General features: G+C 46.0%; 24 protein-coding genes and 2 other annotated features (1 of these 26 cut by a window edge). Of the genes, 5 read left to right on the forward strand and 19 right to left on the reverse strand.

All coding sequences use genetic code 11. From position 1 onward, the window contains the following. Positions 1-48: 48 nt before the first annotated feature. The 7 genes from MZO40_RS03595 to MZO40_RS03625 all read right to left on the reverse strand — a co-directional run bounded on the left by MZO40_RS03595 (position 49) and on the right by MZO40_RS03625 (position 5757). Positions 49-675 (reverse strand): Type 1 glutamine amidotransferase-like domain-containing protein, encoded by a 627-nt coding sequence (locus MZO40_RS03595; RefSeq protein ID WP_105961836.1) that lies wholly within the window; start codon positions 673-675, stop codon positions 49-51. A gap of 170 nt (positions 676-845) precedes the next feature. Next, the gene (locus MZO40_RS03600; protein ID WP_003638577.1) at positions 846-1808 is read right to left on the reverse strand and encodes an ROK family glucokinase; all 963 of its coding nucleotides are present in this window, start codon (positions 1806-1808) and stop codon (positions 846-848) included. A gap of 17 nt (positions 1809-1825) precedes the next feature. Continuing rightward, a complete protein-coding gene (locus MZO40_RS03605; RefSeq protein ID WP_003638576.1) occupies positions 1826-2047 on the reverse strand; it encodes a YqgQ family protein in 222 nt (73 codons plus the stop codon). An 18-nt stretch (positions 2048-2065) separates the two neighbouring features. Continuing rightward, positions 2066-2749: a rhomboid family intramembrane serine protease gene (locus MZO40_RS03610; protein ID WP_065674693.1), complete on the reverse strand. Its 684-nt coding sequence runs from the start codon at positions 2747-2749 to the stop codon at positions 2066-2068. Next, entirely contained in the window at positions 2736-3302 is a 567-nt protein-coding gene (locus MZO40_RS03615; RefSeq protein WP_252133104.1) for a 5-formyltetrahydrofolate cyclo-ligase, read from the reverse strand. Before MZO40_RS03615 ends, MZO40_RS03610 begins: the two co-directional genes overlap by 14 nt. Positions 3303-3448: 146 nt before the next feature. Next, a complete protein-coding gene (gene rpmG / locus MZO40_RS03620) occupies positions 3449-3598 on the reverse strand; it encodes a 50S ribosomal protein L33 (protein WP_003638573.1) in 150 nt (49 codons plus the stop codon). Between the two features lie 122 nt (positions 3599-3720). Next, a complete protein-coding gene (locus MZO40_RS03625; RefSeq protein ID WP_105920904.1) occupies positions 3721-5757 on the reverse strand; it encodes a penicillin-binding protein 2 in 2037 nt (678 codons plus the stop codon). Positions 5758-5956: 199 nt separating this feature from the next. Here MZO40_RS03625 and MZO40_RS03630 point away from each other — a divergent pair, with 199 nt between their 5' ends. After that, positions 5957-8608, forward strand: a complete 2652-nt coding sequence (locus MZO40_RS03630) for a YfhO family protein (RefSeq protein ID WP_105920903.1) — start codon at positions 5957-5959, stop codon at positions 8606-8608. Between the two features lie 1154 nt (positions 8609-9762). Here the strand turns inward: MZO40_RS03630 and MZO40_RS03635 are convergent. Continuing rightward, positions 9763-10065, reverse strand: coding sequence for a HesB/YadR/YfhF family protein (locus MZO40_RS03635; RefSeq protein ID WP_105920902.1), 303 nt, complete (start codon positions 10063-10065; stop codon positions 9763-9765). 184 nt (positions 10066-10249) lie between these two features. On the opposite strand from MZO40_RS03635, the gene MZO40_RS03640 reads away from it, so the two are divergent. Continuing rightward, positions 10250-10705 carry a LytTR family DNA-binding domain-containing protein gene (locus MZO40_RS03640; protein WP_105961838.1) on the forward strand — a complete coding sequence of 152 codons (456 nt, stop codon included), beginning with the start codon at positions 10250-10252 and terminating at the stop codon, positions 10703-10705. Then, complete coding sequence (locus MZO40_RS03645; RefSeq protein ID WP_252133105.1) at positions 10706-11413, forward strand: LiaF transmembrane domain-containing protein; 708 nt, start codon at positions 10706-10708, stop codon at positions 11411-11413. 516 nt (positions 11414-11929) lie between these two features. On the opposite strand, the gene greA is transcribed toward MZO40_RS03645, so the two are convergent. The 8 genes from greA to MZO40_RS03685 all read right to left on the reverse strand — a co-directional run bounded on the left by greA (position 11930) and on the right by MZO40_RS03685 (position 20394). After that, entirely contained in the window at positions 11930-12412 is a 483-nt protein-coding gene (gene greA, locus MZO40_RS03650) for a transcription elongation factor GreA (protein WP_003638567.1), read from the reverse strand. Positions 12413-12521: 109 nt separating this feature from the next. Then, complete coding sequence (udk, locus tag MZO40_RS03655; RefSeq protein WP_003638566.1) at positions 12522-13151, reverse strand: uridine kinase; 630 nt, start codon at positions 13149-13151, stop codon at positions 12522-12524. Positions 13152-13169: 18 nt separating this feature from the next. Next, positions 13170-14375, reverse strand: a complete 1206-nt coding sequence (gene mltG / locus MZO40_RS03660; protein WP_082230245.1) for an endolytic transglycosylase MltG — start codon at positions 14373-14375, stop codon at positions 13170-13172. 457 nt (positions 14376-14832) lie between these two features. Continuing rightward, on the reverse strand, positions 14833-17250 hold the full coding sequence (gene pheT, locus MZO40_RS03665) for a phenylalanine--tRNA ligase subunit beta (RefSeq protein ID WP_088769620.1): 2418 nt from the start codon (positions 17248-17250) through the stop codon (positions 14833-14835). 8 nt (positions 17251-17258) lie between these two features. Then, positions 17259-18305 carry a phenylalanine--tRNA ligase subunit alpha gene (locus MZO40_RS03670; protein WP_003638563.1) on the reverse strand — a complete coding sequence of 349 codons (1047 nt, stop codon included), beginning with the start codon at positions 18303-18305 and terminating at the stop codon, positions 17259-17261. 55 nt (positions 18306-18360) lie between these two features. Continuing rightward, positions 18361-18587: a binding site (T-box leader), on the reverse strand. Positions 18588-18634: 47 nt separating this feature from the next. Beyond that, positions 18635-18994 (reverse strand): helix-turn-helix domain-containing protein, encoded by a 360-nt coding sequence (locus MZO40_RS03675; protein ID WP_021336421.1) that lies wholly within the window; start codon positions 18992-18994, stop codon positions 18635-18637. A 22-nt stretch (positions 18995-19016) separates the two neighbouring features. After that, positions 19017-19526 (reverse strand): HD domain-containing protein, encoded by a 510-nt coding sequence (locus MZO40_RS03680; protein ID WP_003638561.1) that lies wholly within the window; start codon positions 19524-19526, stop codon positions 19017-19019. Between the two features lie 100 nt (positions 19527-19626). Next, positions 19627-20394, reverse strand: coding sequence for an RNA methyltransferase (locus tag MZO40_RS03685; protein WP_050338803.1), 768 nt, complete (start codon positions 20392-20394; stop codon positions 19627-19629). 360 nt (positions 20395-20754) lie between these two features. Here MZO40_RS03685 and MZO40_RS03690 point away from each other — a divergent pair, with 360 nt between their 5' ends. Together MZO40_RS03690 and yidC are read left to right on the forward strand one after the other, a co-directional pair. Then, positions 20755-21027 (forward strand): acylphosphatase, encoded by a 273-nt coding sequence (locus MZO40_RS03690; RefSeq protein ID WP_003638559.1) that lies wholly within the window; start codon positions 20755-20757, stop codon positions 21025-21027. Between the two features lie 63 nt (positions 21028-21090). Next, complete coding sequence (yidC, locus tag MZO40_RS03695; protein WP_088769621.1) at positions 21091-22020, forward strand: membrane protein insertase YidC; 930 nt, start codon at positions 21091-21093, stop codon at positions 22018-22020. A gap of 201 nt (positions 22021-22221) precedes the next feature. Here the strand turns inward: yidC and MZO40_RS03700 are convergent, their stop codons facing one another. The 3 genes from MZO40_RS03700 to MZO40_RS03710 form a co-directional block, all read right to left on the reverse strand. Beyond that, entirely contained in the window at positions 22222-22803 is a 582-nt protein-coding gene (locus MZO40_RS03700) for an SdpI family protein (protein WP_050338805.1), read from the reverse strand. Positions 22804-24135: 1332 nt separating this feature from the next. Then, the gene (locus tag MZO40_RS03705) at positions 24136-24456 is read right to left on the reverse strand and encodes a thioredoxin family protein (protein ID WP_105961841.1); all 321 of its coding nucleotides are present in this window, start codon (positions 24454-24456) and stop codon (positions 24136-24138) included. 18 nt (positions 24457-24474) lie between these two features. After that, positions 24475-26100, reverse strand: coding sequence for a peptide ABC transporter substrate-binding protein (locus MZO40_RS03710; protein WP_225424093.1), 1626 nt, complete (start codon positions 26098-26100; stop codon positions 24475-24477). A gap of 38 nt (positions 26101-26138) precedes the next feature. After that, positions 26139-26295 (reverse strand) — a binding site (T-box leader); it runs 58 nt beyond the window's last position.

Genomic DNA, 26295 nt, shown 5'->3' on the forward strand with positions numbered 1-26295 from the left:
ACTAGCGCGTTTGGATGATCTTTATTGCTCAACAGTCTGTAGTCGAACTCATTTCGATGCCGGCTGAATGAGCTGGACTTCTGTACCACGAATCCGCAATCCCTGATCATTCGTCAACCGCGTCACGTGCGACCCAGTCTGCCGTTCCCAGTCCGTAATTAAACTTGGTAAATTAGGATTAAGTTGACAATGAGCGTCATAATGCGGGTAAATGCGAATTGGGGTCGCATTGATGGCCGGCGCGTGCGTCAGCTGTTCCATATTATCTTCTGGATACAGTTGCGTATACAAGTCCAGATCCGGGCCCAACAGAATGGCACCGGCACTAATGCCATAAAATGGTTTACCAGCAAGTGCTAACTGCCTGAATCGCGTCAGCAGGTTCATCTTGCGTAAATTGCTTAGCAATAAAAATTCGTAGCCACCATTCAAAACAATTGCATCCGCCGTCTCCAATGTCGCCAAATCATCCGTCAACACATCTAACAGCGTCACGTGTTCAAATCCGAGTTGCTGGATCGTTCGTTGTAAAGCTTGCATCTGGGGATGGCGTTTTCCTTCTGTAACGGAATTGACGATAATCACAATCGTCGCATTCGGCTTGACTAGAGCTAAAAAAGCATCCGTTATGGCCTGATTACAAAATGCACGTGAAGATAATAATAAATTTGCCATTGGTAACCACCTCCGTTTTTCACGCAGCTCGCATCACTGGTCGAACTGCAGCCATGTTCCTTCAGCGCGACACGATCAAATCAGAAATTAGCGCAGTGATCCTGACTAGTTTCAAAAAAAGAAGCCACTGACGATATGTTCAGGGCTTCTTTTTTAACCAGATATTTAGCTTAAATAAACCGTTGTGCTAATGAACCAGCGCCAATCACACCAGCATCGTTACCTAAAACGGCCAACTTCAAGATGGTCGTATCACGGATAGTTGGGAAAGTGAATTGCTTGAAGTAATCAACCACTTGGTTCAACAAGAAGTCACCGGCAGCTGAAACGCCACCACCAATGATAATTGAAGATGGGTTCATCGTGTTACCAACATTGGCTAAGGCCAATCCTAAGTAATATGAAACACGGTCAACGACCCGCTTAGCTAAGACGTCGCCTTCCTTGGCTAAGTCAAAGGTGATTTTAGAACTGATTTCCTCACCGTTATCTAAGAGTTGCTTCAACTTAGAGTCACCAGAGAATTCTTCAGCCATGTCACGCGCAACGTGGACAACACCAGTCGCAGAAGCGTATTGTTCGAGACAACCCTTCTTACCACAAGTACACATGTAACCATTTGGTTCAACGGTCACGTGGCCGATTTCACCAGCGCCACCGGCAATCCCGTGAAGTAAACGGCCATCAGCGATGATTCCGCCACCAACACCAGTACCGAGCGTCACGAAGACCACGTCGCTACCATTTTCGCCAGCGCCCTTCCAGCGTTCACCTAAAGCAGCCACGTTGGCGTCATTGTCTAAAGTGAACTTGATACCAGTTCCCTTTTCAATCTGTTCCTTAACTGGTTGTAAAGTCTTCCAGTTCAAGTTGTAGGCACCAATAACCGTTCCCTTTTCCAAGTCGACCGTTCCGGGTGTTCCCATCCCGATACCGATAAATTGTGAGCGGTCCATCTTGTATAAATCGATGTGGTGGTTGATTGAATCGATGATGTTCGGCACGATGTGTGAACCTTCATCCAAAATCGTGGTTTCAATACTCCACTTTTGTTGAATATCGCCATTTTCCGTTAAAATAGCAAACTTAGTTGTCGTCCCACCAAGGTCGACTCCGATTAACTTACGATCCATGCTGCTAAATCCCTCCATTAGTCCTGCGCCGTGTCTTCACGGGCGCGTTCTGCTTCTATCCGGTGCTCATGACTCAATACGAGTTTGACGCGGGCATACAGCTTCGGGTCGATCACACCGGCCTGATAAAGATGATCAATCTCGATGGCCATTAGTTCGATGTCCCAAATACGTTTGCCCACGTACACGTACACGCCAAATTTTTTAAGTAATTGTTGGACGTCGTAAAGTGTTTTCATGTGCATATCCTCGATTAATTATACAGTTAAATTAACATTTGTAAAACCCATTTTTAGTAGTGCGAGCCAGCCAACGACTAACACCACGCCAGCGACGATTCGTTTGAGCGGCGCAATCTTCCCGATCCGTGGCACTCCGAGGACGTAGCCGAGTAAAAAGCCACCTGCAAGGCCGCCCACGTGGCCCCAAATATCGATGCCATTCGAGAACATATCAAAGACCAAGTTTAAAATGGTCAGCAATAGGAACTGATTGGTCAACTGTCGAATCACGGGATTCTCCCAGAAAGATTCACCAATCGTCAGGAAAGCGCCAAATAAGGCAAAACATGCCGTACTAGCCCCGACAGATTGGTTGGTCGATAACGCAAAGCTCATGATGTTACCACTGATGCCGCCGAGCATATAAAGTGCCAGCATCCGCCAGTGACCGTACATCGCTTCAATCTGCATCCCCATAAAGTAGATGACAACACCGTTTAACGCGATGTGTGTCAGCCCCATATGTAAGAACATCGGCGTGATGAACCGCCACCACTGACCGGCTGCGATTGCCTGGTTATTCTTCGCACCGATGGCGTTAAAGACTAGTGTGGCACCATCACCCATCAGCCATTCGATTAGGAAGACTGCGACCGTAATCCCTAAAATAATCTGGGTGATTGCAGGCTCCATTTGCCACCATCGTCTAATTCTTGTCATTTTGTCCATCCCCTGCTACCAAGAGCTCGTCTAGTAAAATATCATAGTCATCCACTGGCCACTCGGCGTGTTCGAAGGCCATTTCGTTATATGCCAACGTCAACTTGGTACCAGCATAGTCCGCCAGGTAGCGGTCATAATAGCCACCGCCAAAGCCGATGCGAGCATGTCGATCACGACTGTAGCCCAAACCGGGTACTAGGATCAAATCAATCGCTGATTTAGCGATTGGCTGACCATCGACTGGCTCTAATAAGCCAAAACTCGTGCGTGTAAGCTTGGTCGTCGACGTGTATGGGTAAAAGGCCATCTGCCGATGGGGTAACGTCTTAGGGATCACGACCGTCTTTCCCTCCGCCCAGGCACGCTCGATTAACGGCTGCGTCGCGACTTCGATGTCGCCACTAAGCGTGATGGCGACGACCTGTGCCGCTTGCCAGGCTGAATGAGCAAACAATTGTCGTTGTAAGGCCAGATTCTGCTGCTGACGAGCTGAATCTGAAAGCTGGCTCAATCGTTGTAACTGCTGTTTGCGAAATGCGCGCTTCTCCACGTCAGTCACCTCCGTAAATTCATTGGTATAAAAAAATCTCATTCATTAACATGTCAAATTGAAAATTCAATTTGGCAGTTGCCAACAAATGAGAAACCCATTGTCTGATGACAATGTTACAGAAAAAACAACAGGAGTCCCCGTTGTTATTTTGTTTCACGATGTAATGTCACTTTGTGTTCCCGTGGACAATACTTCTTAAATTCAACCCGGTCCGGATTGTTCCGGCGGTTCTTTGAAGATAAGTAGTTGCGTTCATGGCATTCTGTACATTCAAGTGTAATGTGTACCCGCATGTTGTTGACCCTCCAAACTCATTCGCATATTACAGGGCCGGAACCCTTAACTTGAACTACTATACCATTAATGACTAAAAAATACCAGTATCAATTAAGATACTGGTATCAAAAATCAGTGATTATTTGTTGTAATACTTCCAGAACGCTTTATAAATTTGGGTTGCAGTCGTGGTGTTATATGCCCCATTAGTTGCAGTGATTCCAGGAAAGGCAATCGCGATGACGACCTTCGGATTCTTATATGGTGCATACGTTACTAAACTCAGTGTTTCAGTCGACGTCGTCCCATGATAAGTTTCGGCAGTCCCAGACTTGGCGGCAACGGCAGGTGATAAGTTCTCAAGTGCGCTCCCCGTCTTGTAAGTACTAGTCCCATGAACCACGTCCCAATAACCGGTATGCACAACATCAAAGTATGATGATGGCACGTCGATCGTATTTAAGACCCGTGGCTTCACGTTGGTCTTTACGGCCCCTTGTGACCCATTGGCCTTGGTTCCCGTAATTGCAGACACGATATGGGGAGCAATTCGCCGACCACCATTAGCCATCGTTGCGATGTATTGTGCTAATTGGATCGTCGTGTAAGAGTCATAGTTCCCATAGGACAAGTCTAACGCTTTACCAATATCTTTCTGTGCAGAGGAACCTTCATAACCAGTGGCTTCACCAGGCAAATCAATCCCAGTCTTGACACCGAGACCGAACTCGTTGAAGTAGCCACGAAGCTTGGAAAAGACTGAATTGGACATCGTCAAGGCCTTACCAGAAGAATAATTGAAGTTTCCTTCCTTCATGGCTAATTGCATCATGTAGGAGTTAGAAGAAACTTCCATCGCGGTCGAAGCATTCAACGAAATACTTGCGCTCCCAGTCTTGTTGAACCAAGAACTCTTAGAAGCAGTCCCAGCTAACTTGATTGGCGTATCAGTCAAGGTACTGTTAGTTGGCGTAATTACGCCATCTTGCAAGGCCCCCATGACAGTGGCCCCCTTGACAACCGACCCCATAACAAAGGATTGGTTGATGGTTCCTAAGGCATTTTCAGTAACCTTCCCAGTCGATAAGTTCCGGCTGGCACCCGCCAAGGCATAGATCGCCCCGGTCGACGGATTCATCACGACGGCGTATGCCCCTGGTGAATAGGCATTAGCTGAACCCACCGTTTTGGCTTCCGACATAATAATCTGTTGGACCTTCTTTTGGAACTTCGAGTTAACCGTCAGCTGAATGTTGTCACCTTTTTTACCACCATACTTCTTGATTTCTTTTTGGATGACCCCATCCTGAGTTTTGACCTCGGTCTGTGACTTGGTCCCACTCAGCACATTTTCATACTGCTTTTCCAACTGACTTTGACCCACGGAATCATCCCGTGAATAACCCTCAGCAAGCAAGGTCTTGATGTTGTCACTAGGCAACCCTTGCTTTTCAGTCGTGACTGTTCCCAGCACACTACTCAAGTCGGTTCCGTTCGGATAACTCCGAGTCCAACTGGTTCCGACCTTGATACCAGGCATCTCTGATTGATGTTCACCAATCTCAGCGAGCTCGGTACTCGTAACGCCAGTCGACTTGATATTGACCGTCGACAATGAATAGGCGGAATTCATCTTATAATAGATGGCCGCCGCATTCTTTTGTGCATCCGTCATATTTTGAACGATATGCTTCTCCGTGTAGGCCACTTCTCGGGCATACAAGACATCATCATCGGTAGATGTTTTGACCTTCTTAGACACTGCCTTTAAGTTGGCAGCCCCCGCTAAGTAATAGTCAGCCAAGTTACGATCCGTCATGGTCGAAGTTGAAATGGTTAGGTATTCACCTAACTTATTGGCAACCTCGTACATTTTGGTTGACGCAACTGACAGCCCCTTCGTATATTGAATCGCTTGGTGGGACTTGTTACCCACTAAGACCCGTCCGGTCGAATCATAAATCGATCCCCGTTGAACCTTGCCCGTCGCAGTCGTGTTATTGGCCGAGTTCACAGTACTACGGAATTTCTGACCGTAGTCCACTTGTAAGTAAGCTAACTGTGCAATCAACGCGGCAAACAACAAGAAGACAATGAAGAACAAGAAGTTCAGCCGAAATGGAATATGCGACTTGTTGGGATCACGATTTATGGTAATTTTCTTAAAAAATTTCAATTCTCAGGCGCTCCCATTCTTAATTTGGTAAACATTTCGCAAAAATTTACCAGATGATACTAGCAATCCTAGATAAATACCACACTTATGTTATTCTAAACGATAGACATAAAAATTTCAGCCGATATTGCGGATTTTAATGTTTTTTTGATTATTTTTCTGCGCGGCGATGAATTATTAGAGATTGAGGTGGCAATTTGTGAAACTTCGGCGTTTTTTTGATAAGCGGACGTGGCCGCTATGGATCAGTTTTTGGTTACCCTTACTGATTATGACCGGTTACTTTATCTACCGGCACATGGCCCCATTTGGATCAAGCAGTTTGTTGACGGTCGACTTGGGTCAGCAATACGTGGACCTATTCGCCTATTTCCGACATACGCTCCTGCACGATCCAAGTGCGCTATTCTATTCGTTCTCCAAAACCATTGGTGGTGAAATGGTCGGGGTCTGGGCTTACTACTTAATGAGTCCCTTTAATTTAATCTATTTATTCTTCCCTGGTCAATCAATCACCACCGGTATTTTTATCGTAACGGTCTTAAAGTATGGTTTTGCCGGACTCTCCTTTGCCTGGCTATTGACGAAGACCCACACGCAAAAGGGCTGGTTGGTGCCAACTTTCAGTACCGCCTACGCCTTAATGGGTTGGATGGTTGCCAACCAATTAAACATGATCTGGTTGGATACCGTTGCAATTCTACCACTGGTTATTTTAGGGTTGGAACGCCTATTCACAACGGGCAAGGTCCGCTACTTTGCGGGTTGGCTCGCGGTGATGCTGATTGACAACTACTATATGGGTTACATGGTCGTCTTGTTTAGTTGTTTGTACTGGTTGTATGGCGCAACTAAGTACTGGCAAGACTTCAAAACGATGATCAAACACGCCCTTAAGTTTGCTTGGGGTGGCTTACTGGCAGCTGCGCTCTCCGCATGGTTGCTACTACCAACCTTCTGGGCGTTGATTCAAAGTAAAGCCCAATATAATGAAACAAAGATTCATTGGAAATTAGAATATGCGCCCTGGAAGATGCTAGCGAAGTTTGTGACTGGGACGTTTAACTTTGACCAGATGCCTTCGGGTCAACCGAACTTCTACGTTGCCTGGTTTGCAATTTTTGCGTTTATTCTGTTCTTCTTACGCCGCCGATTCAAGTGGACCGTTAAGCTGAGCGCCCTATTAGTCACTGGCTTTATTCTATTGTCATTCTGCTACGAACCATTAGACTTGCTGTGGCACGCAGATCAATTTCCAGTCTGGTATCCGTACCGCTTCTCATTTGTCTTCTGTTTCTGGATTGTCTGGCTCGGTGCTCAAGCAATGGCCGACAAGATTACGATCAAGCTCTGGCAAGCGCTCACGATGCTGGCCTTGACCGTTGGGCTGTTTACGACCGTCTATTTAAACATCAAGAAAGTGTCGTACGTCACGCAAGCCAACCTCTTGATTACGATTGCCTTAGCTGCGCTTACGTTGATCTTCTTGACGCTGCCTAAACAGCGGCGTCTGATTTACCAAATTGTCGCGCTCATCCTGGTTGCGACGGACATGTCGATCAACGTTGTGGCGTCATTGAATAATATTTCGTACGTCTCACAATCAGAATTTGGCAAGTATACGACGGCTTTAGATAACGCCGTTAATAAAATCAAAGCAAACGGCAAGGGCTTTTACCGAATTGGCAAGACCTTTACACGGACCAAGGATGATCCGATGCAAGCAGCTTATAATGGCGCTGACCATTTCAGTTCGACGTTTGAAAGCATCATTCCGAATTTCTTTGGCTCAATCGGTCAACCAGATGGTGATGGCGTCGTCGCCTACACAAACGGTACCATGATTACCGATTCACTCTTAGACATGCAATACTTCATGGATAAGAAGGTTCCCACGTCGCAAAATGACAATACGAACTATCGAAGCTATATTCCGGTGACGAGCACCAAGAAGGATTTGACGAACTATCAGAAATCCAATAAGCTCAGCACCAGCAAAGTCACGACTTACAAGAATCCGTATGCGTTAGGCTTAGGATTTGCGGCTTCTGATAAGATTACCAAACTAAAAGTCTCCAAGACGACTGGTGATCCGATTGCCCGACAAGAGCTCATTTACCAAACGCTCGCTAACCGTTCGACGAGCAGCCTGATCAGTGCTGAAAACTTTAACGAAGTCGTTTTCCAAAACGTTAAAAAGGTCACGACACTGACTGGTGCCGTTTTGAATAAAGAAAATCTCAGCAAGACCGGTTCCATTTACTTCAAGTTCACCCCAACGACCAATGATTCTTACTACATCACGTTGGGCGCAAACTTAACAACGTCGAATGCTAGTTTCTACATCAACGGTAAGGAACTCAAGCAATATCCGACCTACCGTCATACGATTGCGGTCAATGTCGCTTCAAATAGTAAAGGCAAAACGGTCACCTTTGGGATTCAAATGAAGAAGACCTCCCTCTGGTTACAAAACTTTACGCTTTACAAGTTGGACAACTCGCAATTTAAGACTTCGGCCAAGAAGCTCCAGCAAGCACCGTGGAACATCAGCGCTCACTCTAACCGCAAGATTACTGGGACCATTAATATCAAGCACAACCACCAAGTCTTGATGACGACGATTCCGTATTCTAAAGGCTGGCACGCGACCGTTGATGGCAAGTCCGTTGCCACTAAGAAGGTCATCAACACGTTCGTCGCGGTACCGCTCAGCAAAGGCAAGCACACCGTGACACTCACGTATCGACCACCGTTCCTAGTCACCGGGAGCATCATCACCGGTGTTAGCGCAATTGGCACGATCGGCTGGTTCGTTATTCGCCGCCGTCGTCGCAACCACGCAAATTAGTTAGTTATTAAAAATCAGTGCAGTCAGAATTTTTTTAGATTCTGACTGCACTGATTTTTTTGCGTACTGAATTATATTAAATCATGCTATTTCCTAAGTTCAAGTGCTGCCAGCTATAGACCGCTGAAAACGGTGCGAGTTACCGTAAACTTTCCGTGGTGGATGCGTCCTACACCGGCTTACAGGCATTTCTGACAACGCTGGAACGTGGAGGACACAGATTTAAGCCGATAAACCACGTCTTAAATGCTGGTCTTTCACGTTAGCTGCAGTATGGATGAAACGTGCTCGGGTCAAACTGGGACTTCCGGTTAGCTACGCCAGAACGCCAAGCGGAAGTTCACCGCTTAACGCTCTAGCTAGGCTAATCCTCAGTCCCAACCCGTCTGAACCTCACACTCTGAAAAACGCTTAGCATTGTCAGAAACACCTTCCAGCCGGGATGGTATTCGAAAGGCAGACATGTGTGGACCCAACTTTTGATGACATGGTCGTTGGTTCTCAGTAGACAGGCATTTTGACATTCAACAATCAGAATGGGTTCTACCGATTGCTCAGCTTCCTAAACCATTATTTAATACTTCGGACACGCAGTTTCACTGAAATTGTCAGAATTTTCTCTAGTCACCTGAGATAGGAAAGTCTCGAATTCTAAACGAAGGTCATTTTATCTACAAATTTCAACACTAGTTAACATTGAAATTTGTAATCTTGCGATGGGCGAATAATATTCAGATAATCTTCTCAGTAACTAAATGCCATAAATCATCATCGATACCGATTAAGAGCTTTCTGGAAGGACAAGCCGCCTAATATTAAGTGGTCAATTGCACCCAAATAGGTGGCCGTTTATCCGCCATTCGAGCGGGTTTCCGACTGTAGGGGCCGGCTGACAATGCTCAAGGGCGAAATTCTTCTTGTCCGGGCGAATTTCCCGGGCTAGAAGAAGACTCGAATTTGAAATTGCGCAGTGGGTTTCTGCGTGAGTTCAAATCGATGTCCGCCCTGTTCCAGCGTTGTCAGCCGGCCCCGGAAGTCGGACTAGGGCACGCATCGGCTGACGAACAGGAATCCACCAACTGGCATGATTTAATCATGATTCAGGTCAAATTTACCTGGTACGATATGAATCGTCATTAGCCGTTTCAAGTGTCCTATTCATTGTTAGGGGTGTATTCGTATTTCGGACCATCGTTTGCTTCGTCAAAGTCGACGGTTAGATCATAGCCCGTAAAGAACCACTCGTCACGGTCATTGACATAGTAGTTGACACCGTCTTTTTCGGTCATCGCAATCGGTTGGTGAGGTTCGTCGTCGCGCATGATACCAATGGAGAAGCCACTGTGAACCGCCGTTTTGCCATAAGTTTTGCCATAGAAGCGGACCCCGTTTCCAGTCGTCACACCCATGTCATCATGAAACCACTTGCTTGCTGCATCCGTAATCGTTATTTTCATATTTGCCACCTCATTATTGGAATCGTTTACAATCATTGTGCCCGTTTTAGCGACAAAACGCAACATTGACAGTCAGTGAGCAAGGTAAAAACCACTTGCGCCGACAAAATGACCACTGGGGGAATTCTGATTTACAGCACGTAAGGTTTGTGGTGTACTTAGATTACTCAAGGAGGTGAAACCCATGAAGGTGCATCTTATCCAGAACTCAGAAATCGACGTGCCCAGGATCACGTTAGAAATTCCTGATGACTATCCTGATTCTGATGCGTTGGTGGCGGCATTAGAAAATCTAGTCTCGGCGGTGGTTACGTTAACCGTTTCACAACGTGGTCAGTTAATTCAACTGCCAGTCACCGACATCCTATTTATCGAAGCCACGGGTCACCAGGTCGCGGCGCATACGCGTACCGGTGTCTACCGCGTCAACCACTCCCTAACTGCGGTTGGTGACAAATTGCCCAGCGAATTCATGCGAGTCTCAAAATCCGCCATCGTGAACACCCACCAAGTTTATGCCCTAACGAAAACGTTGACTGGCAACCTGATTGCGTTTCACGATTCTCCCAAACAATTGTATGCCTCACGTCGATACTATTCCCCTCTGAAGTATCGGCTTGAACAGAAAGGACTGTTATAAATGCGAAAAAATTGGTTTTGGCCGATCTTCCTGATTGCAAGTGCGGTGATTCTAATCACCAGCCAACTGGGCCTGTTCAGTTATCATCTCAGCCTGTTGACCGTCTTCTTCACCTTGATTCTGGTCGCCTGCTTAGGAAGTAGTTTACGATACTTAAACATGTCCGGAATCGTCTTCTCAGTGGCGTTTCTCGCCATCATCTATGCCCCGCCACTGGGCATTACACGGTTAGTGCCTTGGACGATTCTAGGCGCCGCCCTCCTGCTTAGTATTGGGCTCAGCATGTTGATTCGTCCCCGGTACTATCGTTATCATCGTAGCCATTATCACCATCATGAGCATCATCGAGACACCGAAGAGAACGTCGGGACCATCAATGACGACCACGTCAATCTGGATATCTCGCTGGGCAACAGTATCCGCTACATTCACAGCGAGCATTTCAAGTCAGCAACCTTAAACGTCTCAATGGCGGGTGCCAAAGTCTACTTCGATGATGTCAATATCCAAGACAACCAAGCCACAATTTCAGTCGATGTCTCACTAGGGAGTTTGGAACTCTACCTACCAAAAACTTGGCAAGTCCAAGAATCTATCAGCAATTCAATGGGCCACGTCTCCACTGAAGGTACCCCCTTAACAGCTGGGCCAGGTGTGACAATCAATGGAAGCGTCTCGCTGGGTGAATTACGGATTATTTATATCTAGCTCGTTCATTGATCTGGTTTCCTGATTAAAACGTTGGGCTTACGTTCGCTAGCTAGCACACGTGAGGTCCTACTGGTAGGCGTTAGAGACAACATTAATCAAGCTAACTGATACGTGCTCGAACAATTTTCAATGAGGCTATGTTAGTTGCTTTTGGGGGTTAAAACCGACAATTAGTAACTGATTCTTCAGTGATTCAATCGAACTGATGCAGAATTTCAGTTGGCAAAAACCTTAATGCAACAACATATTGCGATTGCCAACTAATTTTCGCCCCCGCTATTTTGAGTAAGTTGCATGTACCAAGTATCCCGACAAACTGTCCAGAGCATTATTCTACAATTACGACCGCCTCGTACAGACTTATCTGTGCTAGGCGGTCGTTTCGTCACTAACGCTTCATTCATATGCGACCAGAATAACTGTTAGCCGCTTATTCTGATCTTTTGGTTCCCGAGTCAAAAAATTCCCAGTGCCCGCCAATCATTGGCTTGCACTGGGAATTTTACGCATTAATTACGCGTTTTCAACTTTTAAAATCTTGACCGTCATCGTACCAGCAGGGATATTGATGGCCACTTCTTCATCGACGTGGTGACCAATTAGACCCTTGGCAATTGGTGAGTCGTTTGAAATCTTACCCACCATTGGGTCTGCTTCAGCGGCACCCACGATGGTATATGATTCTGGTTCTTCATCCGGTAATTCTTTGAAAGTCACAATCTTACCAACTGAGACTTCAGTTTCATCAATCTTATCGCTATCAATGATTTCAGCGTATTGAAGCATGTGTTCAACCGTCTTGATCCGGTTTTCTAACAAACTCTGTTCATTCTTAGCAGATTCGTATTCAGAATTTTCGGATAAGTCGCCGTAACTCCGAGCAATCTTGATCCGGTTGATAATTTCTGGACGTTGGTTAATCCGAAGGTCTTCAAGCTCCTTTTCAAGCTTGACCTTCCCTTCTTCTGTCATTGGATATGTTTTTTCTTCAGCCAATGTGTTTCACTCCTCGAATAGAAAATATAGTTATCAAAAACCAGCCTACCATTTCGAATTTTAAATGTAAACGTTAAAATTCGAAATGGTGCTGGTTTAGACGTTATTTTTATAAAATAGAACGGACCTTAGTCGTCAGCAAGTCAATCGCGACTTCATTTTCCCCGCCTTCAGGGACAATTAAGTCTGCGTAACGCTTAGTTGGCTCCACAAACTGATGATACATTGGTTTGACCGTTGCTAGATACTGATTGATGACTGAATCAAGGGTTCGGCCACGTTCCTTAATATCGCGCTGGATCCGACGAATGATTCGAATATCATCGTCGGTATCAACGAACACCTTAATATCCATCAAATCACGGAGACGTTGGTCATCTAAAATCAGCACGCCTTCCACGATAATCACATCACGCGGTTCTTGATGAATCGTCTTCGCGCTCCGCGTGTATTGTTCATAATCATAAACCGGCTTTTCAATCGGTTGATAGTCTAGTAACTGTTTGATTTGCTTAATCATCAAATCAGTGTCAAAGGCCAAGGGATGGTCGTAGTTGACAGCGTGGCGCTCGGCCATCGTCATCTCACTCTGGTCATTGTAGTATGAATCTTGCTGTAAAATCAGCAATGATTGACCAGATAATTGATTGTAGATTGCGTTACTAACCGTCGTTTTGCCACTACCTGAACCACCCGTTACCCCGATGACTACGGGGCGGCGATGTTTATTTTCCGTCATTTAAGTGTCGCCTCATTCTTAGTTTTCAGCGGCTTCGTTGTGTTTCGAAACCTTTTTGATATTTGCTGCATGCCCAGCTGCGGTCTTCGCGTAGTAGACGTCACCGGTCTTCAAATCAGCGACAAAGTACATGTAACCCTTGCTACGTTGCGCAGGATCAAGCACAGCCTTGATTGAAGTCAAGCTTGGACTGTTGAATGGTCCAGGACCGTAACCCAAGTGTAGTCGCAAGTTATACGGTGAATCATTTTGCAAGTCCTTGTTCGTTAACGTCGACTTGTTAGAATTAATCGCATAGAACACGGAAATATCTGAATCAAGTCGCCATTTAGCGGCTAATCGATTCAAGAAGACACCCGCAATCAAACGGCGATCCTTCGTCGTACTACCTTCACGCTCAACCAATGAAGCTAACGTCATCACTTCTTGCACGGACATCTTCGACTTCTTGATCTTCGCATAGTATGGTTCTAGCTCGTCATTAGTCTTAGAAACCATTTGGGTGACTAACTGCTTCAACGTGGTCTTCTTACCCACCACGTAAGTTGCAGGGAACAAGTAGCCTTCAAGGCGATAACGTACTTTTTTAGCACTCATCGCTGAGCCCAACAGTTGCGGATATTTCTTAGCCAATGATTTGATGAATGTTTCATTCTTCATCAAGGCCAAAAATTCTGCCGACGTGAAGTCAGTTTGCTTCTGAACCGTCTTGGCAATCGTCTTAATCTGACTACCTTCGACAATTAAGACCTTACCGCTGGAACTTTGCAGTGGTTCAGATGAGCCACCCTTGTTCAGTGCCTTCGCAATTTGCGACAGCGACATTGATGGCTTCAACTGATAATAGCCGGCGTGGAAGTTCGACAAGTTATGCGCTTTGGTCCAATATTCAAACACAAAGCCACTCTTGATCACTTTGTCACGCTGGAGGATATCGGCAATCTTCTTACTACTTGCGCCGTACGGGATATCAACTTGGACGACCCGATTATCCTTGCTATTGTAAGGTTGCGTTGCATTATCAAAATACCGGTAACCCAGCACCCCGATAATGACTAACAACGCGATTAAGATACCAACGACACCACCAATAACGCGCTTGGAGAACTTTTTACGTTCTTTTTGATCGACACGATTTGGCTCACTTACCCCATGATCCTGTTGATCATTTTGATCTTTTTGATCCTGGTTATCCTGGTTGTTATTCAAGACTCGCCCCTCCATTTATTGATTAATCCTATCAATTATACAAAACTGACGCCCAGTTTGCACTAGTTCGCGACTAGTTTTATATTTTTTTAGGTTCTGCACCTGTGTTGTGCTCGTTATTATTGGGTATTAACGATGATTGAAAGGTGCCATTTAGCCGAATTACTGTTTGTCAGCCAAGCGCGTCGTTCTATTCCGACCTCCGGGGCTGGCTGACAATTGCTGGAACGTAAGCCGAAAGTAGCCCACTTCCGACTAAGAATAATTTGGCTACTGAGCATTGTCAGCCACCCCCTCCAGTCGGGAAGCCGGTCGAATGGCAAATGAACAGCCACCTATTTAGGTACAATTAACCATTGAATATTAGGTGACGGCCCCTTCATGCCAACTTAGCCAGCAGAAGACGTTCTCCTGAATCACGAAACGCCGAATGACCTTAAATCATTCGGCGTTTCATCGCTTGAGCAGCTAACTAACGAATCTCGGCACCGAGTTCATCTGTCAGTGCATTCAGCACTTTTTCAAAAGCAGTCGTGACGTCATCATCGACCAAAGTGGCATTCTGGTCTTGATACGTCAACGTGTAGGCCAACGACTTCTTGCCCGCTGGTACGTGGCTGCCATGATAAACATCAAACAGCTGTACTTGCCGCAAGTGTGCGCCGCCCTTCTTGTTGATCAAGGCAACTACCGCAGCGTTGGTGACATCATCATCGATCAACATCGCCACGTCACGCGTGATACTTGGGAACTTCGAAATTGGTTGATATTGTTGCCGCGCCTTTGGTAAGGCAATCAGCGCCGTCAAATCCAATTCAAAGACGTACGTTTCACGAATCTTGTAAGCCTTAGCCGTCGTTGGGTGAACTTCGCCAACGAACCCAACCAATTGATCACCAACATAGATGTCAGCGGTCCGACCAGGGTGCATCTCTGGATGGTCAGTCGTTGCGACGTAACTCACAGCATCTTGTAAGGCTAATGACTTCAAGTAGCCTGCCACGATACCTTTAATTTGGAAGAAATCAACGGGCTGTTCGGCCACGCCCCAACTCTTTTGAACCATCGAACCAGTAATGGCACCCGCAATGTGTTCAATTTCCTTAGGCCGGACTTCCTCAGGTTGGCTGTAGAAGACGCGTCCTTCTTCGTATAACGCCACATTATGTTCTTTACGAGCATTGTTGTAAGCTAAGTCATCTAACAAGCCAGAAACCAGGCTCAACCGCAGCGTCGTACGTTCTGAACTCATTGGGAAGTCCAGCTTGGTCACATCACTAGCATGTAACGCAAAGGCACGCGCTTTGGTTTCAGTCGTCAGTGAATAACTGATGGCTTGCGTCAAGCCGGCACTTTCCATTAACTTGCGTGAATCCCGAATCACTTGTTGAGTCTCATTGAGTTTACCAATCGTTGGTTGACCAGTTGGTAAGGTGGCTGGCAAGTTATCATAACCATAAAGCCGAGCGACTTCTTCAATCAAGTCAGCTGGAATATGAATATCCCACCGCCGTGAAGGAATCGTCACTGTGAAGGTCTCGCCGTCCACGGTCGTTGGGAAATCGAGGCGTTTGAAGATGTCAGCAACCGTTTCGAGGGACAACTCAGTACCTAAAACATGGTTAATACGTGCCAAATCAATTTTGACCGTTTCAGGTTGAACGTCTTCATCGCGTCCAATCACCATGCCACTAGCAACCGTTCCGTCGCCCAATTCAGCAATCATCGCAGCGGCGGCATCCAAGGCCGTCGCAGTCATACCGTGGTCAATGCCGCGTTCATACCGCATCGAGGCTTCACTATGCAAGTCGTGGTTATGCGCAGTTTTACGAATCTTAACTGCATCAAACACGGCCCCTTCAAGGGCGATCGTCGTAGTTTGATCCGTTACTTCGGTATCCAAGCCACCCATCGTCCCTGCCAAACAGATCGGTTGGTCGTCACTACAAATCAACAAATCAGTTGGCAACAATTCGCGGTCTTCGCCGTCGAGGGTCGTCAAATGCTCCCCGGCTTTGGCTAACCGCACGTTGATGTGACCGTTGTTTAATTGGTCAAAATCAAATGCATGTAAGGGTTGACCGTATTGCATCAAAATGTAGTTAGTGGCATCGACCACGTTGTTGATTGGCCGCATACCAGCATTCCAGATGCGAATCTGGAGCCATAATGGACTTGGTTTGATCGTCACATTTTGAATCAGACGCATCTTATACATTGGCACGTCATGTTCATCCGCATCAACACGAACCTGCAATGCGTCTGCGGCAGGATGAGCCGTGTCTTCATGCAAGTCGACCGTTGGCATCGTTGGTTGTTGGTCATAAATCGCTGCCAGTTCATGGGCCGTCCCGTTCATACTCAGCATGTCACCGCGATTAGGCGTCACTGACATATCGATGATCTCATCGTCCATTCCCAGGTATGAGAAGACTGGTTCACCCGGTGTGGCATCAGCTGGCAAAATAAAGATACCATCTGCGACTTCCTTAGGCACTAATTTTTCATCAAAGCCTAATTCGTCTAACGCGCACAACATCCCGTTTGACGGTACCCCGCGCATCTTGCTCTTCTTGATCTTGGTGTGGCCACCGATCCAAGAATTAGGTAAAGCAACGATGACCTTCTCACCCGCAGCGACGTTGGGTGCACCACAGACGATTTGCAAGGGGTCGTCTTCACCGACGTCAACCTGACAAACGTGCAGGTGGTCGGAGTCTGGATGGGGTTCACACGTCAATACATGCCCCACCACGACTTTTTTCAAGCCTTCGCTCGGACGAATTACACCGTCAACTTCAACGGCCGTCCGTTCAATTTTTTCTGCTAATTCATCGACTGGAATGTCCAGCTTCAAATAATCGCGTAACCATGTCGTAGAAATTCTCATGTGAACGCCTAACCTTTCTTATAGAACTGTGACAAGAACCGCACATCATTGAGATAGAAATTGCGGATATCGTCAACACCGTACTTCAGCATTGCAAACCGGTCTGGTCCGAGACCAAAGGCAAAGCCACCGTATTCTTCAGGATCAATCCCAGACATTTCTAACACGTGGGGATGCACCATCCCTGCGCCTAAGACTTCGATCCAACCCGTTTGCTTACAGATGGCACAGCCCTTGCCGTTACAGTTGAAGCAGGTCACATCAGCTTCAACGGACGGTTCCGTGAATGGGAAGAAGCTTGGCCGAAGCCGTACATCAAACTGGTCACCAAACAACGTTTTGGCAACTAAAATCAAGGTACCTTTCAAGTCAGCCATCGTGATATGCTTATCGACTACTAACCCTTCAATCTGATGGAATTGATGGGAATGGGTCGCATCATCCGTGTCACGCCGATAAACGCGGCCTGGTGAGAGCACTTTTAATGGGCCCTTTGAGAAATCATGATTTTCAAGTGAACGTGGTTGGTCCGCAGAAGTTTGCGTCCGCAAGAGCACGTCCTTGGTAATGTAAAAGGTATCCTGCATATCACGTGCGGGATGGTCCTTTGGTAAATTCAAGCGTTCGAAGTTATAGTAATCCTCTTCAACTTCATCACCATCAACGATTTGGTAACCCATTCCCATGAACAGGTCTTCCAATTGGGTGATAATTTGCGTAATCACGTGTGGTTGTCCTTGTGGGACTTCACGACCTGGCAAGGTCACATCCAACTTTTCAGCGGCCAATTGTTTATTGACTGCTGCTTGTTCAAGTTCTTCTCGGCGTTCGTCAATTGCAGCTTGCAGACGGTCACGAACTTGGTTGGCGTAGGCCCCAACCTTAGGCCGTTCTTCTGGACTCAAGTCGCGCATCCCACGCAAAACTTCCGTAATTGGTCCTTTTTTCCCAAGCAAATCAACTTTAACTTGGTTAACCTTCTTCAAAACATCAGCTGATTTAATATCGGCCAAGCCTTGATCGCGTAATTCGGTTAATCGATCTTGTAAACTCATATGCTACCTCCAATTTATAATCACGTTGTGGACAAAAAAAAGACCCCATCCCAAAAAAAGGGACGAGGTCATCGCGGTACCACCCTTGTTTGCATCGCCGAAGCGACACACACTCATACCCGTCATAACGGTCGGGATACCGGAAAATTATTTGTTTTCACAAACGCCCAATTTCAGCTCGGAGAGTGAATTCATTAATCTTGGTCGTCGGGGTGCTTTCAATCGGTGACACCCGTCCCTGTGACGCCATAATCAACTACTATTTCTCGTCAAGGCTTTTATCTACATTGTCAGTTTATGGCAAAGTTACCAGCACGTCAACCCCGTGATTAGGATTCAGCTGGACTAAACCACTTATCCGACCAGTCATGAACCGTATCCATCACTTGCCGTAAATCCTGACCCTTAGTGGTCAAACGGTACTCGATCAGTGCCGAATCACAATGCGTGACCCGACTAACAATGCCGTTTTCTTCCAATTCCTTTAAGCGAACGACCAAGACCCGATCGCTACACTTAGGAATCCGCCGTGCCAGGTTCTTAAACCGTTGCGGCCCATCCTCAAGTAAAACGTCGATAATCAGTCCATTCCACTTCTTACCTAGAATTGAAAACGTCTTTTCAAATTTTGGACACAGCTCAAAATCCACGTTGGATTCTGTTACCGTGTCAGCTAGCATTTCTGACATGCAATGACCCCCAATTATTGAATTAACCGGCGGAGACCTTGCCTCGGAACCGATCTAGTTGTTTGGCCACCTTCATACGTAATGGTCCAAAAAATTCATGTTCTGCTTCATAATCATCAACCAAAGAGACGAGCAAACTTTCCCGATATTTCGGCATCGCTAACGTTGCGCCGAACATATGCTTCAAAATGATATCCTTTTCCATTGGCGTCAATTTCGTCAACTTTTCGGCGTTACGTAACGCAACCCGTGGATGGATGAATGCGTGTGATCCGAGATCAAACTTGGTTTCACGCCAGTCATAATAAAACAAATCATGCAATAATCCACCACGCGCCACTGCCGTCGTATTAAGATGCCATTTCTTCGCTAAAACATAACTATCATATGAAACTGCAATCGAATGATCCAATCGATTCGAATGGTGGTGTTGTGTGAATTCAGCTAACCGCTGAACAGCTGGCTGTGCTAATAAATCTTCGACAATTGCCACGTATTCGGAATCTTGTTGCCACGCATTATTAGTTTTCATCAAAAGCTCCCTTTGCTAATATCTACGGATATTCTACTAAAAAGTAAGTGAATTTGAAAGTATTTTACCTGGATTTTAGCATTTTCTTACTAAATGTAAGTCAGCGATACAAACCAAACATCAAGATTCCCGCCGCTACTGCAACGTTCAGTGACTCAGCTTGTCCTTTGATTGGAATATATAAATTTTGGTCTGTTTGTGCCAACAATTCTGGACTCATCCCATTACCTTCGTTGCCCATAATCAAGCCAAAGGCGGCTGGCGCATCGACATCTAAGTATTGCGCCGCTTGTGGGTTCAGTTCCGAACCGTAGACCGGTGCGCCCTGTGCCTGCAATTGTGCGACTAACGCCGTTAAATCCGTGCTAATTAGTTGCAAGTGAAATTGGCTGCCCTGCATCGATCGTTCGACTTTCGGTTGATGAATGTCAACCGTCCCAGTCCCAAAAGCGACACCAGCAAAACCCGCTGCATCCGCTGTCCGGACCATTGTTCCAATATTACCAGGATCTTGCACGTTGTCCAACAATAACCACGGGCGTGTCAAATCAAGTTGGGCCAAATCTTCAACGACTGCTGGTAAAGTCGCTACGGCAAAGACGCCTTGGGGGGTAACGGTCGCGCTAATATGCTTGGCGACTTCCTCTGAAATTTCGATTACCGCCGGAAAGTGGGTCAAATCCGGCTCAGTCGCCAACTGTTTGCTCGTAATCAGCAATGTTTGAATGGCCACGTGTGCTTTGACTGCTTCATTGACTAAGTGCCAGCCGTCCAACAAATATTGGCCCTGTTGTTTGCGGCCCTTCTTCGTCTGTAACTTTTTCCACGCCTTGACGTGCGCGTTTTGTAACGAATTTATTTTTTCCATTTTGAACTTCCCCATCCTGTCTGCAGGTTATTGATTCCAAGTATAGCATATCGCTGAATGACTAGTTCCATGCTATGATAAGGTGTGAGCGGTTTCGATTGCGTTGCCGGCTGAATCAGGTGCCGGCTCAAAATCTGGTATGACTAAGGTTTAAATTGCCGTCAGTCGTCTCAGTTTTAGAAGCCAGCATTCAACGAAGCCGTTTGCATCCTGGTCCATTTGGATGCAAACGGCTTCGGATGAAGCTACCGTCTGTCGGGATTCCAGCTTGATTCAAGCGGTCGCATACTCAGTGGTCGTTTGCTCGTCTCAGCGCACATCCAGCCACTCACAACGCAGAAAATAAGAGGAAGTGATTTTATGCGTGCAGTCACGTTAAAAGCAACCGGTCGCGTTCAGGGCGTCGGCTTTCGGTGGGCAACCAAGGTCGCAGCGGATAAATGCGGCGTCAATGGTATTGTTCGCAATCTGATGGACGGCTCCGTGTTCATTGAAGCAGAAGGTGAAGACCAGCGCGTGCAAGTCTTTATTGACGTTGTCCGCCAGTCGCCCACTGATTTTGGCAAAGTTAAGCACCTCGAAGTCCATGAAGTCGAGCCACAAAACTACCACGATTTTCGGATAACCAATTGAATTCCCCCGACATCTTTAGTATCATCATCATTATATGAATTTTGCAAAGGGGATTAATAACTAGTGAAATCAAAAAAAGGCCTTACGCTCACGGTCACCTTGGGAACGCTCGCACTGTTCTTGAGTGGCTGTGTGCAAACGACCAAATCTGGTAAACCATACGGGTTTGTCTACGACTATTTAGCCAGACCTGGTCAAACGGTGATGGAATGGCTCTCACAATTATTTGGTAACAACTATGGCTGGGCCATCATCGGTTTGACTGTCATCGTGCGGTTAGTCCTACTGCCAATGATGATCAACCAACAACGTAAGTCGACGTACCAACAAGAAAAAATGTCGGCCGTTCGACCACAGATGACTAAGATTCAGGAACGGCAAAAAGCAGCGAAGACACAAGAAGAAAAAGCAGCCATCAGTAACGAATTGATGCAACTCTATCGTGACAATGGCATTAGCATGACGGGTGGGATTGGCTGCCTGCCCCTGCTGATTCAATTACCAATCTTCTCGGCACTGTATTATGCCATCCGTTACTCACCTGAATTATCTAAAGCCACCTTCATGGGTATCTCACTAGGGAAATCTAGTTTGATCCTAGCGATCTTAGCCTTCTTATCTTACCTGGCACAAGGTTACTTATCCATGATTGGCTTGCCAGAAGAACAAAAGAAAACGATGCGCTTGATGCTGATCATGAGTCCGGTCATGATTTTGTTCGTCTCCATGTCAGCACCCGCTGGATTGGGCTTGTACTTCTTCGTTGGTGGGTTGTTTGCCTGCTTGCAAACCTTGATTATCAACTTCTTCCGACCACGTATTCGCCGGGAAGTGGAAGCTGAACTCAAGAAACATCCAATCAAGACGCCGACTCCAGCTGCAGCACAACCAAAGCCGGTCAAGGCCACGGAATCCCATCCAACTAACCGACCACGTAACAACAACGGTGGTCGCGGACGGAATGCTGGTAAGCAACAACGGCATCGTCACTAACATCAGCTTGTAAACTGGTTTTAAAAAATAATCCGAGCCATGAAATCAACATGATTTCTGTGGCTCGGATTTTTTATTTGTCGTAATTCGGATCAGCCCTACCCTTGAGCTGAAAATAAGTGTACAAACAATCGGTCCAATTTGTACGGCACCGTGAAATTCTGCGTGACATTGCGCTGACCTGACTACTTCCACACACCTTTACAACAATTTCCGGCTTAAACGATAAGAGTAGCCAAAAACAACCAATGTTGACAATATCAGCAGAGACAAAAATACGGTGAAGAACAATGCTTGGTTGGCTCGACCGAAGAATAGCAACGTCAAATAGCTCATCGCTGTCAGCAGACGTGCCCCAAACACATTCGTCTTCCGCCAATTTTCATCCGACGCGAAAGTCAAAGGAATACGGACCCCAATCAAATTATTACGCGGCACATAGGCTTCTGGTACCCCGACGATTGAGACGATTAACGCGATCGTCAGAATACCGGGCGTGACGATCAAATTGAAATCCACCAACAATAAATAGCAGAACACCACTAAGTTCAAGTCCAGACCAGACTGCACTAATGCTGGATTGACGCTTAATCGCCAACCGCTCACAATAAGCAAACAGCTGATTAGAAATAGCCCCGTTAAGCTAAGTAGTGTCATGTTATTCATGGTCCAAACTGGGCGTGAACTAGCGACATATCGTGCGAATAAAACCAGCAAATTAATAAAATTAACCAGCACCAACCATTTTAGCGCTGAATGCGTATACCAAGTTTTCGGTAACATTCGTGATTCCCCCATTCCACCGGGCCGCGTGCCCGTCGTAACTCGTATCGTTTCATCCTCAAATTATTGTTTTAATGACAACGCTGAAAATTGACTTAGCCCACTGGTAGCTGCTGTTTGGCACCGGTTGACTGAGCTAAGGTGATTATAGTGCGTTTGGCTGGTAAGGCGTATATGTTGTCTTAGTCTGGTTATTATCCTTACTAAGTGAGATCGCGTGACAATACAAAACTAGTACTACATGCAATTCACATGCGGCACTAGTTGATTTAGAAAAAATATATGTTACGACGCGTTGTGCTATTTAATTTGTCATGAATCATGATTAAATCGTTCTATTTTCCAAATTCAAGCGCTGCCAGCTTAGACCCGCTGGAAACAGTGCGAGTTCTCGTAAACTTGCTGTGGTAGATGCTTCCTACGCCGGCTTCCAGGCATTCTGGGCAATGGCCGGAACGTGGTGGACACAGATTTAAGCCGAAAACCACGTCTTAAATACTGGTCTTTCACTAACCAAGCACAAAACGCTTGCTAAGTGAAATTTCACCACTGGGCCTTGCCCAGAATACCTTCCTGCCTGGGATGGTATTCGAAAGGCGGACATGTGCGCACTCAACTTTTTGATGGATTGGTCATTGATTCTTAACATACGGTTATTTTAGCATTCAAACTGTAGGGTGAGCTACTGATTTTCACTAAGTTATCCTAACTTGTATTTGAACGTTATAAACCAATAGCATCACTGAGCATTATTGTCTTTTCTAGTCGACCGAGATTACAAACCTTGAATCCTAGATGCAAGGCAATACTATCGGTGAATTTTAAAGCTAGTTACCAGTAATACTTATCAATGATTTTTAGACCGTTTTCACAGGATTTACGTGTGCCACAAATCAGCGTCGTTGCTGATTATGAGTTTATCTGAAGGACCGGTCACCTAATATACAGTGGTCAATTACACCCAGATAGGTGGCCGTTCATCTGCCATTCGAGCGGGTTCCCGACTGTAGGGGCTGGCGGACAATGCTCAAGGGCGAAATTCTTCTTGTCCGGGTGGGGTTCCCGGACTAGAAGAAGACTCGTATTTGAAATTGCGCAGTGGGTTTCTGCGTGAGTTCAAATCGATGTCCGCCCTGTTCCAGCGTTGTCAGCCGGCCCCGGAGGTCGGACTAAGGCGCGCATCGGCTGACGTACAGGAATCCACCAACTGGTACGATTTAATCATTTTTAATGCTAAATCATAATTAGCACAACGCGTATATTACTCAATCCCAGCTAACTTCTTACAAGCTTCTGTGTAATGCTAAATTGTGGTGAGACCTTATCACGTTGTTACTTTAAGTGCCGGATCCAACTTTCTATCTCTGGTTGTGTCTTCAAATCACCATTTACAAATCGACCGATTTCTTGACCATCATTAAACGCCAGAAAGCTTGGCAAGCCACGAATGTTCAAATCCAAACAAAGCTGGGTGTTATCGTCGCGGTCTACCTTGATGAAACGATACTGTGAGAAGTTATTTTCAATTGCCGGGAGCTTTGGACGGATATACTGGCATTCTCGGCACCAGTCAGCGCCGAAGTAAATAATAAAACGACCGACGCTAAGTTTTTCCAAAAATTCATCTTTAGTTTGTGTTTCAGCTTTTCTCATTAGTTATGAACTCCCTTTTCATTTAAAATATGCCCTAGTATAGTCGGTTTCGCCAGCCACATGATAAGCAACACCCTTCAATTTGTGGTTGACCAGATGTGTTTCACGAACATAGTATAACGGAATTAAGCCTGCTTGACTGTGTAACCGTTGGGCAGCCTTTCTTAAATACTGCCAATACTGTGTTTGACTGCTCGTTTGATTGGCCTGAGTGAGCAGACGGTCATAAGTTTTATCATTAAATTGACCACTGTTCATACTATTGGTAGACTGAAGCACACCCAAGTAATTAATCGGATCGGCAAAATCTGCAAGCCAGTACCATTGACTAAGCGCAAACTTCCCACTACTTTTCAGACTTTGCAACCCTTTATCAGGAACGTTTTTAATGCTGACTTGGACATGACTCAGATGTTGTTGCACTTGTTGTTGAACAAATTGCGCGACGTTTTTGGTGACATCCTGATCATCACCAATCAAGGTCAAGTGTACCGTTCCCTTGATGTTGGCTTCTTTTAAGCCAGCAGTCCATAACTGTCTGGCCTTGGCAATATCTACCTTGGTAGAGAAACTAGTCTCAGCACTAAAATCACGATTCGTGGTGGGGTCAACGGCAGTTCCAGGGCTAACAAAACTCGACGCTGGCTTTGAGCCGTCCGCTAAAACAGTCTTGGTTAGTTGTTTTCGATTGATAACAAGTGAGAGTGCTTGCCTTAATTTCTTATTCTGAAGCGGCTGACCTGAACGTTGATTCACTTGTAAATAATAAGTCCACGCGCGGTCGACATGTTTGACATTGGCATTATGCTGCAAACTTTTTGCTGTTACACCGGAGATAGTCGCGTCATCCAACTTCCCATCAGCAAACAAATTATGTGCCGTATTCGCATCCTTAACGGTTTGATAACGAATCTGTTTTAATTTGATTGCCTGCTTGTCCCAATAATACTGGTTTCGTTTTAAGACATAAGAATCGTTAGAGCCAGTCCAACCGGTCACTTTAAAGGCACCGTTCGAAACCGTCGTTGCCGAGTTAGTACCATACTTGTCTGTTCCGACTTTAGTCACAAACTTTTCATCCTGTGGTAAGAACACCGGTACGGTCACAAGCTTGTTAAAATAAGTCATCGGGTGATCTAACTGAATTCGTAAGGTTCGTTTTCCAATCGCCTTAATTCCCAAGCTCTTGTATGACTTCTTTCCGTTATTGATGGCATCCGCGTTCTTGATACCACTAAAAATGTAAGTATAAACTGGCTTGTTAGCTGGATTCATCGCACGCTTCCAAGCATACTCAAAGTCACTTGCTAAAACGGGATCCCCGTTACTCCACTTGGCATTTTTTCGAATATGAAAGACATATTGCGTGCCGTTTTTGGTCGGTTTAACAATCTTAGTCGCCATCGCAGGAGCTGGTTGATCCTTGCTGTTCAAACGATAAAGGCCTTCAGTCGTGTTGACCAAAGTATTAAATTCAGGTAGCGTCGCTTGATTCGTACTGTCCAGTGTCGTGAGCGTTGCTGTCTGCATCAGATTCAAAGTTCGTTTATTTTGATCAGAAGCCCCACTTGAGTGTCCACATCCTGATAACATTAGCAGTGCCCCACCAACAATTAGACTAAGTTTCAATACCCTTTTTTTCACATTTCCGCCTCCCGACAAAAAAATAATCCCGTCCTTAACATAAGGACGAGATTTCCCGCGGTACCACCTTTTGTTGAGCTACTAGCACATAGCCCCACTTACAACATGGTCGTTAACGAGACCAGCCGTAGTTTCAGCTTTCACCAAAACGATGCTCCGAGTTCATCTTCACCAGTCATCGAATTCCATGCTTTC

It is taken from the genome of Lactiplantibacillus sp. B652 (assembly GCF_023806745.1).
Taxonomy (GTDB): domain Bacteria; phylum Bacillota; class Bacilli; order Lactobacillales; family Lactobacillaceae; genus Lactiplantibacillus; species Lactiplantibacillus pentosus.

What these genes read in the sequence shown, in the direction of transcription:
- MZO40_RS03675 (WP_021336421.1), bottom strand. Translation starts at nt 18,994, where the DNA reads ATGTCAGAAATGCTAGCTGACACGGTAACAGAATCCAACGTGGATTTT.
- MZO40_RS03705 (WP_105961841.1), bottom strand. Translation starts at nt 24,456, where the DNA reads ATGAGAAAAGCTGAAACACAAACTAAAGATGAATTTTTGGAAAAACTT.
- MZO40_RS03640 (WP_105961838.1), top strand. Translation starts at nt 10,250, where the DNA reads ATGAAGGTGCATCTTATCCAGAACTCAGAAATCGACGTGCCCAGGATC.
- MZO40_RS03635 (WP_105920902.1), bottom strand. Translation starts at nt 10,065, where the DNA reads ATGAAAATAACGATTACGGATGCAGCAAGCAAGTGGTTTCATGATGAC.
- MZO40_RS03595 (WP_105961836.1), bottom strand. Translation starts at nt 675, where the DNA reads ATGGCAAATTTATTATTATCTTCACGTGCATTTTGTAATCAGGCCATA.
- MZO40_RS03690 (WP_003638559.1), top strand. Translation starts at nt 20,755, where the DNA reads ATGCGTGCAGTCACGTTAAAAGCAACCGGTCGCGTTCAGGGCGTCGGC.
- MZO40_RS03645 (WP_252133105.1), top strand. Translation starts at nt 10,706, where the DNA reads ATGCGAAAAAATTGGTTTTGGCCGATCTTCCTGATTGCAAGTGCGGTG.
- MZO40_RS03700 (WP_050338805.1), bottom strand. Translation starts at nt 22,803, where the DNA reads ATGTTACCGAAAACTTGGTATACGCATTCAGCGCTAAAATGGTTGGTG.
- rpmG (WP_003638573.1), bottom strand. Translation starts at nt 3,598, where the DNA reads ATGCGGGTACACATTACACTTGAATGTACAGAATGCCATGAACGCAAC.
- MZO40_RS03685 (WP_050338803.1), bottom strand. Translation starts at nt 20,394, where the DNA reads ATGGAAAAAATAAATTCGTTACAAAACGCGCACGTCAAGGCGTGGAAA.
- udk (WP_003638566.1), bottom strand. Translation starts at nt 13,151, where the DNA reads ATGACGGAAAATAAACATCGCCGCCCCGTAGTCATCGGGGTAACGGGT.
- MZO40_RS03600 (WP_003638577.1), bottom strand. Translation starts at nt 1,808, where the DNA reads ATGGATCGTAAGTTAATCGGAGTCGACCTTGGTGGGACGACAACTAAG.
- MZO40_RS03680 (WP_003638561.1), bottom strand. Translation starts at nt 19,526, where the DNA reads ATGAAAACTAATAATGCGTGGCAACAAGATTCCGAATACGTGGCAATT.
- MZO40_RS03605 (WP_003638576.1), bottom strand. Translation starts at nt 2,047, where the DNA reads ATGAAAACACTTTACGACGTCCAACAATTACTTAAAAAATTTGGCGTG.
- MZO40_RS03670 (WP_003638563.1), bottom strand. Translation starts at nt 18,305, where the DNA reads ATGAGTTTACAAGATCGATTAACCGAATTACGCGATCAAGGCTTGGCC.
- mltG (WP_082230245.1), bottom strand. Translation starts at nt 14,375, where the DNA reads ATGGAGGGGCGAGTCTTGAATAACAACCAGGATAACCAGGATCAAAAA.
- pheT (WP_088769620.1), bottom strand. Translation starts at nt 17,250, where the DNA reads ATGAGAATTTCTACGACATGGTTACGCGATTATTTGAAGCTGGACATT.
- MZO40_RS03610 (WP_065674693.1), bottom strand. Translation starts at nt 2,749, where the DNA reads ATGACAAGAATTAGACGATGGTGGCAAATGGAGCCTGCAATCACCCAG.